The organism is Bacillus cereus group sp. Sample62, from assembly GCF_036851315.1.
GTDB lineage: Bacteria > Bacillota > Bacilli > Bacillales > Bacillaceae_G > Bacillus_A > Bacillus_A wiedmannii.
This window is the reverse complement of record NZ_JAFLPK010000001.1, coordinates 2,527,153-2,542,086: the sequence shown is the minus strand read 5'-3', so window position 1 is coordinate 2,542,086 and position 14,934 is coordinate 2,527,153. Positions and strand designations below refer to the sequence as shown.

The following is a 14,934-nucleotide window of genomic DNA, read 5'->3' as shown; positions in this document are numbered from 1 at the left end:
TAGCAATATGTACTATTTGAAAAGTTTTAAGGGAAAACAAATAAAAGATGGGGTTAACCCCATCTTTTTCCGAAAAATGAATATGTATAAATTTCTTCTCCTTGAACAAAGAAATCCTCGTACTTTCCTCCTCGTTTCAAATAAATTGAAGTACTTTCATCAATGGATTGAAAGTGTAAATTTTGGATTTCTTTCGTTACTTTTGAAAGTGTAAAATTTGCTCGAAAGTTATTTGTAATTTGGCTATTTGAGCTGAAATTTTTAAATAAAATAAATAAACTTAATAAATAACAATCCGTTTTAAAAAGCGGATTTAATTCGTGAAGTAAAAAATTCTCATGGTCAAAACTATAATTGCTCGTACCAGAATGATCAATTACAATATCAACAGACCTATCCTGAATAGGGATATTCAAAAAATCAGCACAGATAAAGAGAATGTTTCTTTTCGGATTTCTTCTCGCTAATACATCTTTTAAAAATAAAAGTTTATTTAAATCTCGATCCACTGCAATGTATAGGCAATTTTCGGGCAGTTCTTCATAAATGTTTCTCAAAAAGAATCCAAGTCCCGATCCTAAATCCAGTATTAATTTGTTATTTAAATTTAAATGTATTAGTTTCTTTTTCGCCCATTCCCCTTCCCTATGCATATTTTCCAAATACGCATTATCTGTTTCATGAATATAATCCGAAATAGTATCTTCAAGTGACGTTTGCTCATTTGCTTTAAATGATTTACTAGCAGTTATAATTCCTGAAGTAATAATGTATTCTTCACCACAATTACAAATTAACTTCCCCTCAGTAATTTGGTTGTTATTAATAATTCCATCTTGAAGAATTAGTTTTTTGCTACACTTAGAACATGTAAGCAAATGAAGTACACTTAAATCTATCCCTATAATTGAATTCGAAATTTCATTTGTTAACAATAAATCATGTAACGCTTCCTTTAATTTATCCCGTTTCTTTTCCAAAATCTCTATTTCCTGTTCCATCTGGTCATATTTCAATTTAAATAAAGATTGGTAAAAAGTATCTTTTTCGTAATTCATAGATTTCGCTAAATTTTTATAAAAAAATAGTTTTTTAATTTCATTCAAGCTAAACCCTAGATCTTTGTAATGTAATATAAGTTCTAAATCTGTTTGACAATACTCATCAAAAAAATAATGCGATCCCTTTCTTTCAGGAATAATGAGGCCGAGATCCATATAATGTCTAATTGTATCTATACTAATGTTATTTAATTCTACAAATTTACCTATTTTCATAGCATCACTACCATTTATATATTTTTTTATATAGATTTCTATTTTTATATTTAAAAACCCTTTAAACTTTCGAAACAACATTATTTACGTTAGGTATGGGATATTTAAATGCCACTTATTTTATAGGTGTATAATCCTTTTCAAGGCACTTACTGAAAAAGTAAACCCTCAAGAATTTAAAAGATTTTCATATCCAAATACCTTGCGAGTTATTGCTACAGTTCTTAGTTGTGTACAACAAATTGATAGAAAACGAGAAAAAACTTTTATTGCTTTTTATGTTTAGAGAAGTTAAAAAACCGCTAACATCTCTTTCATACGCATGAAATATACAGGAATTTATAACTTAATATAGAACATAAAAAGGAGAAGTTTATATTCTAAATAAGGGGACATACATACGGAATGAGGGATTAGAAAATGAAAATTGCAATAGTCTGTTTCGATAACTTTACTGATATAGATGTTTTTTTACCATGGGATTTATTAAATCGTGTACGTCTAGTTGGCGGTGTTTCTGATTGGAACGTTCAACTATTAGGAACGGAAAAAACTCATATATCCATGTCTGGATTACGTATTCCTATGACAGGATGCATATCTGATATTCCTACTGCTGACGCAGTAATATTTGCAAGCGGTAAGGGGGTACAAGATTTATATAAAAATCAAGAATATATTAATAGCATTCATGTAGATCCTCAAAGACAATTAATAGGATCTATGTGTTCTGGTTCATTACTACTAGGAGCTAAAAAATTGCTAACAGGTAAAAAAGCGACTACATATCCATCCGTAGTAGAACAGCTTAAAGAATTCGATGTAGATGTTATTGAACAAAGTTTCGTAAACGAAGGAAATATCTCTACTGCTGCAGGATGTTTTGCTGCTCAAGATCTCTCAGCTTGGATTATAAGAACCCTAATCAATGAAGAAATGGTCGATACTGTACTCGAAACTGTTCAGCCAGTAGGCAAAGGTTTATATTTTTAATTTGAAATCAAGTTGAGGAATTGGTTGCTCCTAAAAACAATAAAATGAGACTTTTTGCTTGATGGCGACGTAATATACCTCCATTTTCAATTTAATTAAATAAAAAAACCCGCGAATCATTCACGGGTTTTCCTCTTAATAACTAATTGCTATTGTACCTTCACCTGCATGAACCGCAAATGAAATTGGTAATGGATATAATTTGAAATCCATTTCAGGGAATGCTTGTCTAATATCTGAAATCCATTCTTCAGCTCCATCTTTATCATTAGCATGGAACATATGAAGTACTTTTGGTAATTCTTTTTCAAGTTCATTTTTAATGTATTCTCGACATTTTTGGATTTTGCGAACTTTCTTTTCAAGTAAAAGCTCTCCACCTTTTACTTCTAATATTAAGTTGACACTTAATAAACTTCCAAGTAAAAATTGAACTCCCTTTACACGTCCACTTGCGTAAAGACCTTTTAAACTTTTCGGGAATACATAATAAGGTCTTCTTTTTTCATCTACTAATGTTTTGTGTATATCTTGTAACGTCATACCATCATTGTATAACGATTTCGCTTTTCTAATTAATTCATCCATTGGATAACTTGTTGTTTCACTATCCAATACCGTTAATGGGAAACCTGCCATGTCTGCAGCTAACTTCATGTTTTGATAAGTTCCACTTACTTTTCCGCTAATAGCAACTGCAAATCCCTCTTCATATTCTTCTTTGCATTTCGAAAATAACTCTACCATTTCCCCTATGTTAGGCTGTGATGTAGTGACAGTTTTACCTTCGTTTAACGCATTATAGACGCGCTCACGCACACCTTCTTCACAATCTTTGTACGACACACCATCAATAATAACTTCAATTGGGATAACAAAGTTATCTCCTTCTGTTGTAAAACTCGCAGTTGTACTATCAGTAATCCAAGCAACACGCTTCATGTTGTTCCTCCCTTAATTCAATTCCTCTTTTCTGACTTTTCTATATATTTACGTTACGAAAAGAGAATATCCCTGTAATAGTAACAGGACTTTATTGTTTTGGCTATAGTAGATAGATGATAAATGTGAATATTTCTTGTCTTTTTCACAAATTAAAAAGAAAATCAAGAAATTTGCTCGATTTTCTTTTTATCATACATTATTTAAAAGTTTCATTATCTAAAATCACAACATAATCATTTGTTAATCGTCCGGCTTCTTTCGTATAATTAACAAGTCTTTGTACATTATCACAACTAAGTTTTGCTCCCCATACAAGTAGTGGTACACCAATAAAGTCAATATGAAATCTTCTAGAAAACAGACCGCCAAAAGTCATTGGTAAAGGCACTGTTGGTGATGTATTAGAAAAAATAATCTTTTCATGACTTTGATAATGTTTTTGCAGAATCTCTCCTAAATGCTTCATCGCAGGTACAACGATTTTTGATGCACCGCATCCAATTGTATAAACCGGATTACCATTTTCATCTATTCCATGAAAAATAATTTTCCCCATATCTTCTGTTTTCAATTTATTAAAGTAATCTACATTCAAAATTTCTTCTTTCGTTAACTTACGATCAGTTGGTAATTTATTTAAATGATAAGCTGCAGCGAGTGCAGTTGAATGTGTTCCGCCGAAATCTGTGTAAATGAATATCATATTATCATCCCTTGTCGTAAAAGTTCAATGTTATTCAGTATTACCGTTCACAGCATTGTTAAACAAGGGATACATGTATTTACATTTTTTGTATTAACTCATTATATTTTTTCCAAAAATAATATCGTCTACTTATTACTGTACCTAATGTAATGCATAAAAAGGCATTCGTTACAACCATTAATGTGTTGTGAGTACTGCCAGAAAACATACTTTGTTTAATCAAAACCTTCGTACCTAGAATGGCAAGTAGAATAATTGCACTTAACCAATTTCCTTTTCGAAATACATGACCTGTTTCACTATCTAATCGAAATGTTAAAACTTTTCCCCTAATCATTCCAAGGCCCAATCCAATCCCCAGCATTACAACGAATAGTAATACTTTCAATATAGTTAATTGTCCCATATGAATAATAGACTGGATTGTCGCAAAGCACAGCAAAGTCGGAATGAACCAAATACGATTAATATTCACTTTATATTCTTTACCTTGCATTAATATCATTATAAAAACAACAAGTAGAATAACAAATAGAATATCCATTTAGATTCCTCCTATTTACTTGTTTACTTTTGAAAATTATATTCGCTTCTTTTCATTCCATACTTTAAATAAACTAGCTAATAAAAATTATAAAATATAGAATGTGATTTCCCATCAGTTTTTGCATAAACAATGCGTTCATAAACTCTTTTAACCTTATGAAAAAGAGTTTTCTAATTCTTTCATTATCTTTTCAGGACCCGCTCCTTTATTTGACGGAATAACTACTGTAATTCCTAGGTCTGGATATACGGCCGAGCGAAAACTGACGCCTGGATCATATCCCATTACATGATATTTAAATATTTCATTTCCTCTTGTTTCAATCCACATTCCATATCCGTAATACTGATTTTTATTTACTTGAATGTGAGAAGTTAAAAGTATGTTTGTATATTCTTGGCTTATGATTTCATAGTTAAATAACGCTTCCCAGAACTTCAGCATGTCTGGCGCAGTAATAAAAGCTCCACCATCAGAACCTCCTATTATTGGTATAGAGTAGGCGTTTGTTCTCCAATTTTGGTTTATTTCATCTTTTATATATCCGATAGCTGTCTGTCTTGGTAATTTATCTAAAGAAAAATAGCCAGAATCATTCATACCAATGGGATTAAATATACTTTTTTCTATATACTCCGTAAATGTAAGTCCTGTCTGTTCTTCTATAATTAATCCAAGTATGATAAACCCTGCATTGTTGTAGTGAAACTTACTTCCTGGTACAAACTTCATATCTCTGTCTTGAAATAGTGGTAAAAAGTCTTTTAAATTTTTTAAAAGATACATAGAAGTTTTTTTCCAAAGATCCTCAAAGTTATCCATAATACTTTCATCAAAATAATCCGGAATACCCGAACTATGCGTCAAAAGGTGATGTATTGTAATCTCTTCATTGAAGTTTGGAAATTTAATACTTAAACACTCTTTTAACTTTGTTTGAAAAGTAATTACACCTTTTTCAACAAGTTGACAGATACCGATAGCAGTGAATATTTTACAACCAGAGGCAATTCCAAACCTTGTTTGTAGCATATTATTTATACATTCATTTCGATTTGCGTAACCAAACGCCTCTTCATAGACTAAGCCTTTTTCTTCTTTCACTAAAATTACCCCAGAGAAATCTATATGCAGATGTATTTCTTTTACAATGCTGTCTATTTGATCCTTTGTTTTCATTACAAAAACCACCCTCGTTTATCAATATTGTTCACACTTCTAACATTTCCATATATAGGAGGGTGAACCCTTCTATTGAATACAGTAAATCAAAACCAAGAGAACTATTTTGAATTAATTGACTCAGAGGAATGCACTTTAGACTGTGATGGCAATAAAGTAAATACACACAATATGATAGTTACAAGTAGCATTACTAATGACCCTACAATAACGACAAGTTGTATAGAAATAAATTGAGTGGCAACTCCGAATAGAATCGTAATTAAAATGGTGTTGCCCGCAATCACAAGCCCATATATACTCCCAATTCGTCCCATGATATGGACAGGGACATTATTTTGATAAAAGGTGTTAAATCCTGTATTTGCATACGCCATAGAGAAAGATAAAATAAAGAATCCAATTGCAGCCATTAAAAAATCATTTGAAAAAGCATAAATTATATAACCGATTGCGATGAAAAATGATCCTATTCCAATTAAAAATGAAGGTGTTAGTTTTTTTGATAAAATTGTATTTGTTATTGCTCCTAAAATAAACCCAGCTCCAGCGATACTAACTAAAAAGCCATATTCACTATCTGTTAACAATAAAACTTCTTTCGCAAATGACAATTCAAGTGAATCATTTGCGGCAACGAACACCATCATTCCTTCAAATAAGAAGTACACAAAAACGATATACAAAGATTTTTTACTAAAATTCAAAACGATGTTCCAATCTTCTTTTAGTACAGCTAAAGATAACGTGTCATTTGATGTATGAATATCGGATTTTTTATCAAGATTAGGTAACAGCAATGTAATTACTCCTGATAAGAGAAATGCTATAGCATTTATATATATAGCAAACTCTGATGTACTTGCTATTAACAATGCTCCCGCTATCGATGGACCAATTACAGAAGCACCAGAGCCTATTAAACTACGTAATGAGTTGAAACGTTGTCTTTGTTCAACTGGTATTAATTTCGTCATATACGTCATTGCAGTTGGCTCATAAATTGCATTGGCCATACTAATAAAGAATACGAATACATAAACTATCCAAAGTGATGGAAGTAAAGGTAAAATAGCGATAAATACTGCACGATATATATCGAGGTGAATCATTAACTTCCGTTTATTTAAACGATCAATCATACTTCCTGACCATGCGTTTGTAAATAAAGCGGCTAATGGTTTAATTACATATAAAGTAGCGACAGCTAAGGCTGACCCTCCCATATTATAGACAAGTACATTCAGTGCTATTAAGTAAATCCATGCCCCTAAATTCGCAATACCAACTCCAGACAGTAGTAATAAAGGATATTTCCAATCTTTAAGTAAGTTTTTCATTTTAGGCCCCCGCTTTCCAAATTGTTTTGAAACAATAAAAAAATCCCACCCCCAAGACTTTTAGTCTTAGGGACGAGATTTATCATCGCGGTGCCACCCTAGTTTGTTAATATGTCGCCATATTAACCTTATCAGGTACTGCATTTTATTTCATGCTTATACCATAGCCCTATAACGGGAGCTCCCGTCACACTATCCCCTAATAAAAGGTTCCGATGTGCTGCTCAGAGGCTTGGTTCAATAAAGAATTTTTTCTCCTTTTCAGCTAAATGGAGCTCTCTGTGAAAAATTCATTTTATTTACTCTTCTCTTCACTGCATTTGATTTTTTCCATATTATCACAAATTAATTTAACTGTAAATAAAAAATAATCAGATATTTAACGGCGTGTTTCTGTTAATTCTTTTATTTATTATTTTTTCTAAAAATTACGGTGCGTGAAATTACTTAAATCTATAAAAAAAGAGCCTATTGTATATAGACCCTTCATTTTGTCCGAATTAGTTTGTATTCGCCTCTGCTAACGGTTGTAACGGTGGTTCCAATTCTAGGATTAATGCATCGCCTTCTTGTATATCTTGTCCCTTTTCAATACTCTGACTCGTTACATAGCCCGTACCTGTAGTTTTTAAATCTAATTTTAATAATTTAGAGAAATACATAACATCACGCATTGACCACCCTTGTAAATTTGGCATTTTTGCGTTGCTTCCTAATAAAAATATACGATCCCCTTCACTCATTACTTCACCAGATTGTGGATATTGTTTTATTATTTTTCCTTCGCCTAAAATTATCGGTTGGAGCTTCTCTTTTTTCACACTATTCTCTACTGTATCCATTGATTGATTGACATAGTTTTGTACTTTTAATTGGGATCGTTTCGTTGCATCTGTCATTTGTTTTTCTGTATATGGTTTCACCTTTAAATATTCAAGGCTATTTTTCACAACTGGTTTAAATATTTCAGCAAGCGGCTGAGCTCCATACTCGTCTCCCTTTAACTTTGGCTGTTTAATAGCTAAGTATACAATTAACTCTGGGTCATCAATCGGAGCCATACCTAAAAATGAAAAAATATAATTTTCTTTCCCTTCCATATATCGTCCATTTTCAGGATTCGGAATTTGCGCCGTTCCGGTCTTACCTCCTATTGGATAACCATCTACTTTATACATTGTGCCAGTACCTTTTGAAGACGTAATAACACGCTCCATTAAGTTCCTTACCTTGTCCGCTGTCTCTTTTTTTATCGGATTTCCAGTTTCTTTCGGTTGATTTTCCATAATAACTTGTTTGTTTGTCGGATTTACAACTTTGTCAACAATATATGGTTGCATCATTTTTCCGTCATTTGCTATAGCAGTAGCTGCTTGGATTAATTGAATGGGAGTTACTGTAGAACCTTGTCCGAAAGAAGTTGTGACTTGTTGAATTTGTGTATTTAATAATAATGTATTTTTACTTTCGCCAGGTAAATCTATTCCGGTTTTTTGGTTGAATCCAAATTTATTCATATATTGCTTAAATTTATCCGGTTTCAATAACTGATCTTCTAAAATAGAAAAAGCCACGTTGGATGATCTTTCAAACCCTTCATCAAATGTAATAGATCCCCATCCAAATCCACCGTTATGATCTTTTATATCAGATGAACCAACTGAATATTTTCCGGATTGGAAATATTCCTTCCCGTTATATACACCTTCATTAATTGCAGCAGCTAACGTAAATACTTTCATTGTTGAACCTGGTTCAAATGCATTTGCGATTGGATCATTTAAAAAGTATTCAATGTCGCCTTTATTAGGATTAAAACTAGGTTTACTAGACATCGCTAAAACTTTACCTGTCTTTGGATCCGCTATGATTCCTACTAACATAGAAGGATCATAGTGCTCTTGTGCCTTATTCATCGCTTCTTCTAAAAAACTATTAATTTGTTTATCAAGCGTAAGGTACACGTTATTTCCATTTTTAGCGGGTTCTATTTTTCCTATATCATTTGTAAGGGGGATGCCTTTTCGTGCTCCCACATATTCTATTTTTCCATTTTTCGAGCGCAAATATTTATCCAGACTCTTTTCAAGTCCGAATTTTCCTTCTGTATTTCCTTTATCGTCAGGTCTAGCAAAACCAAGAATATAAGATGCAAAATCTTCATTTGGATACACTCTTGCTTTCTCTGGCATAAAAGAAACACCCGGAATTTTCATTTTCCCGATTTGTTCTTTCAATTCTCTAGATAAATTCCGACCAACTTTTCCGATTTCAACTTGCGTACGTCCATCATGAAAATTTTTTAATACATCCTCTTTATCAATTTCAAGCGCATCAGCTAATTGCCTTGCGGTTTCATCTTTATTTTTCACTTTATTTTCACCTTTTAAATTTACAACAATACGATACGTTGTGGAATCTTGTACTAACACCTTTCCAGTTTGATCATATATTGTGCCACGATTTGCTTCCAAAACACCCTTTTTATTATGTTGTTCAGTTGCCAGGTCCTTTACATCTACATTATGGACGACCCCTACTGCCTGAATATAGAAAAAACGCGAAAGCATAATAAGAAACAAAACAATAAAAGCAACCATAAAATACCGAGCGCCTTTATTCGTTTGAAGTTTATGCATATTTATCTCCTTTCTTTTACAATTAATTACTGCAAAAATATGCTAGAAATTATGTAGTTTTTGCTTTCAATACTATATGTTTCGAACTTTTCCTTTTAATCCCTTTAAATCGTTCTGAAAGTAGCTATTGTTTCTGCTTTTATTATATTTTTGTATTTACATTAAGGTGCGTGAAATTTATGAATATTCCGTCATAAGATGGTTTACTTATAATTTAATAGGAACTTATGATGCTAATTCCGTTATTCTTTCGCCACTCTTTTCATACGCATACCCTTATCTTGTGCATAATAAAAAAATTCCCCTCTGGTTTTCCAAAGGAGAACTTTTAAACAAACTTACAAATAGTTATTTATAAAAATTAAGCTATATGATTATATTTCGCTAAAAAAGGAATTCGTTTCGCTACCAATGCGTACATTTTAAATACTAATTTCGCTATCGGTTCAAACATACGTGTACTTTGCACTACTAAACTACTCGTAATAAATGTTAAGAAAGCAGCACCAAGTATATCGAGAGGATAATGAACTCCTACGTACATACGTGATACACCAACTAATACTGCCCAAATAAGAGCGACATATTTAAGTTTTTCTCCTCTAAGTAAAAATACAAATGCAATGGAAAATACAAGTACAGAATGATCACTAACAAATGATGAGTCTGCTGCATGTGGCACTAATTGATGTACATCATGTGATACAAACGGACGTGGATGGTAATATACCGCATGTATCACAACATTTACTAGTAATGCGATAATGACTGAAAGTGTCGTATATAACACTGTGTATTGTTTTTTAATGGCATTGACTTTCTTTCCATTATTAAACCATAAGATAAACATAAACAAAATTGCTACATATACAGCACTATTTGTAATAGCAATCATTAGCGTATCTAATAGTTTGGACGATCCAGCAAAATTATTAAACCATTGAAATACTGTGTAATTCATAATACTCTCTCCTTAAATAAAAGCGTTCTTGATTTACACAGTATACAACATCAATATGAAAATGGGCTTAAACTTTTCTCATCTAATTCTCATTTTACTATTACTCATTTGACAATATTAAGACTAATTATAACGGCTAATTATGTATAAAGCTGAAAAACCTTTCAAACAATACGAATCATATGCTTTTTATGTGTAAAATACATAACATAGCTATTTAAATATACTAGTTGCAAAATCATATTTTTATTACATACGAAGTGCAATATTACCAAATTGTTCTCCTTGTTCCATACGATTTAACGCCTGAATGGCTTCTTCTAACGAATATACTTTATCAATAATCGGTTTAATCTTATATTTCTCTATAAACTTAATCATTTCATTAAATTCCTCACGGCTACCCATAGATGTCCCCATAATATCGATTTGGTTATAAAATAATGCACGCAATGGTAATTCAATTTTATCTCCTGAGCTTGCACCGAAATTAACAATTCTCCCATTTGGTTTTAATACATCAAAGTATTTTAAAAATGTTGCTGGACCTATACTATCAATTATTAAATCTACTTTCTCTCCGCTTAAACTTTCTTCCCAATTTCCAGAACTATTAAAAGAAAAGTCTGCGCCATATGTTTCGGCAAACCTTCTTTTGCTCTCTACCCTTGAAGTAACACTTACTTTTGCGCCAATTGCTTTTGCAAATAACATGGCAAATGTCGCTACACCGCCGCCTATCCCCGGAATTAAAACATGTTCTCCACACTTTAATCTACCCTTTGTAAAAAGTGCTCTATATGCAGTTAGTGCCGATAAAGATAGAACCCCAGACTCTTCCCAAGAAAGATATGACGGTTTTGCCACTGCATTTTCAGCTGGCACAATAACATATTCAGCAAACGTTCCATCTTTCGGTCCACCTAACACCTCTGGTAACTCAGGTATTTCAGCAATATTATCCCATCCAATACTAGGATTTATAATAACCTCGCTATTTAATAAATTATTTGAAACACCTTCTCCGATTTCTGTAACAATTCCTGAACCATCTGACCCTATTACTAACGGCAGCTCCATTTCTTTTCTATTGTTTATAATAAATAAATCCCTATGATTTAACCCTGCAGCTTTTAACTTTACTTTTACTTCACCGGCATTAGGATTTGTTTCAGATGAAAATTTATATTCTAATCCTTCTACCCCTTTTTTATATTGATGTACAATAGCTTTCATTGTTTAATTCCCCCTTAATATTTTCAATGTACTAGAAATATCGAAATAAATAAAATAATCCGTCTCCAATAATTAGAAATAATGTACATCGTTATGACAAAAGAAAAATCCCTCCCTATAAATAACATAGGAGGGGGTTTTCAAAATTTTTCAGATAAGAATCTGTAATTTTAATTTTTTTGAGTTTTGGCCAATTCTAAAATTCTTTGAATAAACGGTGCCTTTTTCTTTGTATATGAAACACGATTAAAAGGATATGTAGCTGCAAGTTTCTCTTTTAATTCTCTATATTCTTTACGTGCCCATTCATGTTTTATTAGAAAGTCTCGAAATAAAAGATTGTTTTTCCATTCGTCACTATTATAAATATAAACATGTAAATGATGGGTACCCGCCCTCCATTTTCCCTTTCTAAAAAAACGCCGATTAGGTGTTTCTTTTGGAACATATTCATATCCAATTTTTAATAGTGTTTCAATCCACTTTTCGATAATTTGCAAATCTGTTACGCCGATCATCATATCTATTAGAGGTTTCGCTCCTAATCCCTCTACGGATGTACTTCCTATATGTTCAATAGCAATACATTCTCCTCCAAATAATGAAATAAATTTCTCTTTTTCTATTAAATACTCTTCATACCAATCTTTTTGATATGGTTTAATAACGATTTGTTGTTCCATATTGTTCACCCTCTTATAAGTGTTTATTATTATATTTATAAAATTTCATGTGATTAACATAGGATTTTCACAAAATATGTCGAATACTGAAATATACAACTTAATTATAATAAATGTGAGGTATGTTATGAAAGATATTCCAGTTGAAATTCAGTTGAATCAAATAACATTCCAATTAAAAGAACATCATAATTTTGATTGGCTTACGAAATTAGGAACCGTATTTGCGGTTTTTGACCAGCAAGATTCAGGAAATCTATCTTTTGGTGTAGAAAAAAATGGTCATAAGAAATTTATTAAATATGCAGGGGCACAAACACTTGCATATAAAGGGACAATGGGAGACGCTATTGAAAAATTAAAAAATTCAGTTTCCCTATACGAGGAATTAAAGCATGACTCACTTATAAAACTAATTGAACACTTTCCAGTTCACACTGGATATGTATTAATTTTCGATTGGTTTGATGGTGAATGTCTTCATTCGCATTGGAGTTTCCCGCCTCCTGAAAAATATAAAAATCTAAATTCTCCATTTTATAAATTTAAGCATTTATCAGTTATGGAACGAATTCAATCCTTAAATTCTATTTTTTCTTTCCATACATTTGTCGAAAAGAAAAACTATGTAGCAATAGATTTTTATGACGGTAGTATTTTATATAATTTTCATACAAACGAGACGAAGATTTGTGATATTGATTTATATTCTAAAAAGCCATACGTGAATAAAATGGGAAGATTATGGGGTTCCTCTCGTTTTATGTCTCCTGAAGAATTCCAGCTAAATGCTATGATTGATGCAAGAACAAATGTATTTAATATGGGGGCAATGGCTTTTGCTCTCTTGGGCGGTGGAAAAGATTGCTCCTTTACAAACTGGGAAGCAAGTAAAGAGTTACATGAAATAGCGTTTCGCGCTGTAAATGACAACCGAATTAAACGATATGCATCGGTTGAAACATTTTATAAAGAGTGGCTAAACGTGGCTAATGCTAAAAAGATATAAACTTATATTAATAAATGCAAAAAGTTTCTACTATAATCATGTATAATATATTTGAAATGGAAATTCAAAATTACGAGGCAAATACTATGAACTTTGTTTATATTAATCAAAACGTATTAAATAATCTTCTTTACATTCTAATTAGTATATTTATTTTCTATTTTATATATGATAGCGGGCACTATTTAAAGAAATATAAAAAACTACTTATTATACTTTGTACGAGTATACCTCTTATTTTATGTATGCGCTATCCTATTTATATGGATGAAAATTGTATTCATGATTTAAGACAAATACCAGTTATAATAGGTACGCTTTATGGTGGCTTCCCTGTTGGTATCATATTGTTTGCTATTTTATTAATTACAAGATTTTCATTTTATGGATTTAGTATGTTAACCATACTAGTTTATGGCACAATGTTTATTTTTACAGCATTCGCATCCGCAAAATTTAATAAGTATAATAGAAAAAATAAAGTAGCTTATGCAATGTTTTTAACATTTTTTCTAGCAATATTTACAACTGTAATTGTATTAACTTTATCAGATTTTGAAGTGAATAATTTATACATTATTTATTTCATCATATTACCAACTATTTTGATGTTATTTGTCATTTATTTTAATGAAGTTTTAAAAGATGCAGTATGTATGCGATCGAAGTTAATTAAAATGGAAAAAATGGAGATTGTTAGTCAACTCGCTGCTAGTATATCTCACGAAGTAAGAAATCCCTTAACTGTCGTAAAAGGATTTACTCAACTTTTAAAAACACCCAATTTAACTCCAGAATCAAGAGATGAGTATATTGAACATATACTTGAAGAGTTACATCGTGCCCAAGGAATTATTGATGATTATTTAACGTTTGCCAAACCTGCTTCAGAAAAATTAGATCATATTTCAGTAGAACAAGAGTTAAATCGAGTTATAAATATGATCTTACCATTATGCAATATGAATACAATACATATTGCAAAAGATTTCTCTACCGCAACAATTGTCGGTAATAAACAGCACTTTCAACAATGCTTTTTAAATTTAGTAAAAAATGGTATTGAAGCAATGCCTAATGGCGGTACTTTACATATCTCCTCATCTATTAGTAATAATAAAGTTATCATACGAATTGAGGATAGCGGAATTGGTATGTCACAAGAGCAAATAAATCGCTTCGGCGAACCATATTTTAGTACAAAAACGAAGGGTACAGGTTTAGGTACAATGGTTGCTGTTAAGATCATTGAAACGATGCAAGGTAGTTTAAAGATCCGAAGCATTGTTAATAAAGGTACAACTTTGACAATCACATTCCCGAAATGTAATTATAACTCATCTGAAAACAAATAAAAAAGGAGCATAATTGCTCCTTTTTTATTTGTTTCGATACATAAGTATCTTCTATGTTTTT

Annotated in this window: 13 protein-coding genes and 1 other annotated feature; of the genes, 3 read left to right on the top strand and 10 right to left on the bottom strand. The window is 31.6% G+C overall.

Annotated features, from left to right (window positions below; translation table 11 throughout):
- Window positions 1-53: 53 nt before the first annotated feature.
- Window positions 54-1,277 carry a methyltransferase domain-containing protein gene (locus J0835_RS12785; RefSeq protein WP_087980836.1) on the bottom strand — a complete coding sequence of 408 codons (1,224 nt, stop codon included), beginning with the start codon at window positions 1,275-1,277 and terminating at the stop codon, window positions 54-56.
- Window positions 1,278-1,697: 420 nt separating this feature from the next.
- Here J0835_RS12785 and J0835_RS12780 point away from each other — a divergent pair, with 420 nt between their 5' ends.
- Window positions 1,698-2,270 carry a DJ-1/PfpI family protein gene (locus J0835_RS12780; RefSeq protein WP_087980556.1) on the top strand — a complete coding sequence of 191 codons (573 nt, stop codon included), beginning with the start codon at window positions 1,698-1,700 and terminating at the stop codon, window positions 2,268-2,270.
- Window positions 2,271-2,405: 135 nt separating this feature from the next.
- Here J0835_RS12780 and J0835_RS12775 read toward each other — a convergent pair whose 3' ends face one another.
- The 9 genes from J0835_RS12775 to J0835_RS12735 form a co-directional block, all read right to left on the bottom strand.
- Window positions 2,406-3,212 carry a DegV family protein gene (locus tag J0835_RS12775; protein ID WP_076537974.1) on the bottom strand — a complete coding sequence of 269 codons (807 nt, stop codon included), beginning with the start codon at window positions 3,210-3,212 and terminating at the stop codon, window positions 2,406-2,408.
- A 199-nt stretch (window positions 3,213-3,411) separates the two neighbouring features.
- Window positions 3,412-3,918, bottom strand: a complete 507-nt coding sequence (locus J0835_RS12770; RefSeq protein WP_087980555.1) for a DUF3189 family protein — start codon at window positions 3,916-3,918, stop codon at window positions 3,412-3,414.
- Window positions 3,919-3,997: 79 nt separating this feature from the next.
- The gene (locus J0835_RS12765) at window positions 3,998-4,465 is read right to left on the bottom strand and encodes a DUF1453 family protein (RefSeq protein WP_087980554.1); all 468 of its coding nucleotides are present in this window, start codon (window positions 4,463-4,465) and stop codon (window positions 3,998-4,000) included.
- A gap of 156 nt (window positions 4,466-4,621) precedes the next feature.
- Window positions 4,622-5,647, bottom strand: a complete 1,026-nt coding sequence (locus J0835_RS12760) for a serine hydrolase domain-containing protein (protein ID WP_087980553.1) — start codon at window positions 5,645-5,647, stop codon at window positions 4,622-4,624.
- Window positions 5,648-5,751: 104 nt separating this feature from the next.
- The gene (locus J0835_RS12755; protein WP_087980552.1) at window positions 5,752-6,990 is read right to left on the bottom strand and encodes an MFS transporter; all 1,239 of its coding nucleotides are present in this window, start codon (window positions 6,988-6,990) and stop codon (window positions 5,752-5,754) included.
- 65 nt (window positions 6,991-7,055) lie between these two features.
- Window positions 7,056-7,314 (bottom strand) — a binding site (T-box leader).
- 176 nt (window positions 7,315-7,490) lie between these two features.
- Window positions 7,491-9,629 (bottom strand): penicillin-binding protein, encoded by a 2,139-nt coding sequence (locus tag J0835_RS12750; protein WP_087980551.1) that lies wholly within the window; start codon window positions 9,627-9,629, stop codon window positions 7,491-7,493.
- Between the two features lie 361 nt (window positions 9,630-9,990).
- Entirely contained in the window at window positions 9,991-10,590 is a 600-nt protein-coding gene (locus J0835_RS12745) for an undecaprenyl-diphosphatase (protein WP_087980550.1), read from the bottom strand.
- Between the two features lie 249 nt (window positions 10,591-10,839).
- A complete protein-coding gene (locus J0835_RS12740) occupies window positions 10,840-11,826 on the bottom strand; it encodes a zinc-binding dehydrogenase (RefSeq protein ID WP_087980549.1) in 987 nt (328 codons plus the stop codon).
- Between the two features lie 170 nt (window positions 11,827-11,996).
- Entirely contained in the window at window positions 11,997-12,509 is a 513-nt protein-coding gene (locus J0835_RS12735) for a GrpB family protein (protein WP_087980548.1), read from the bottom strand.
- Between the two features lie 127 nt (window positions 12,510-12,636).
- Here J0835_RS12735 and J0835_RS12730 point away from each other — a divergent pair, with 127 nt between their 5' ends.
- On the top strand, window positions 12,637-13,518 hold the full coding sequence (locus tag J0835_RS12730) for a protein kinase domain-containing protein (RefSeq protein WP_087980547.1): 882 nt from the start codon (window positions 12,637-12,639) through the stop codon (window positions 13,516-13,518).
- Window positions 13,519-13,604: 86 nt separating this feature from the next.
- A complete protein-coding gene (locus tag J0835_RS12725) occupies window positions 13,605-14,873 on the top strand; it encodes a sensor histidine kinase (RefSeq protein WP_087980546.1) in 1,269 nt (422 codons plus the stop codon).
- Window positions 14,874-14,934 lie beyond the last annotated feature (61 nt).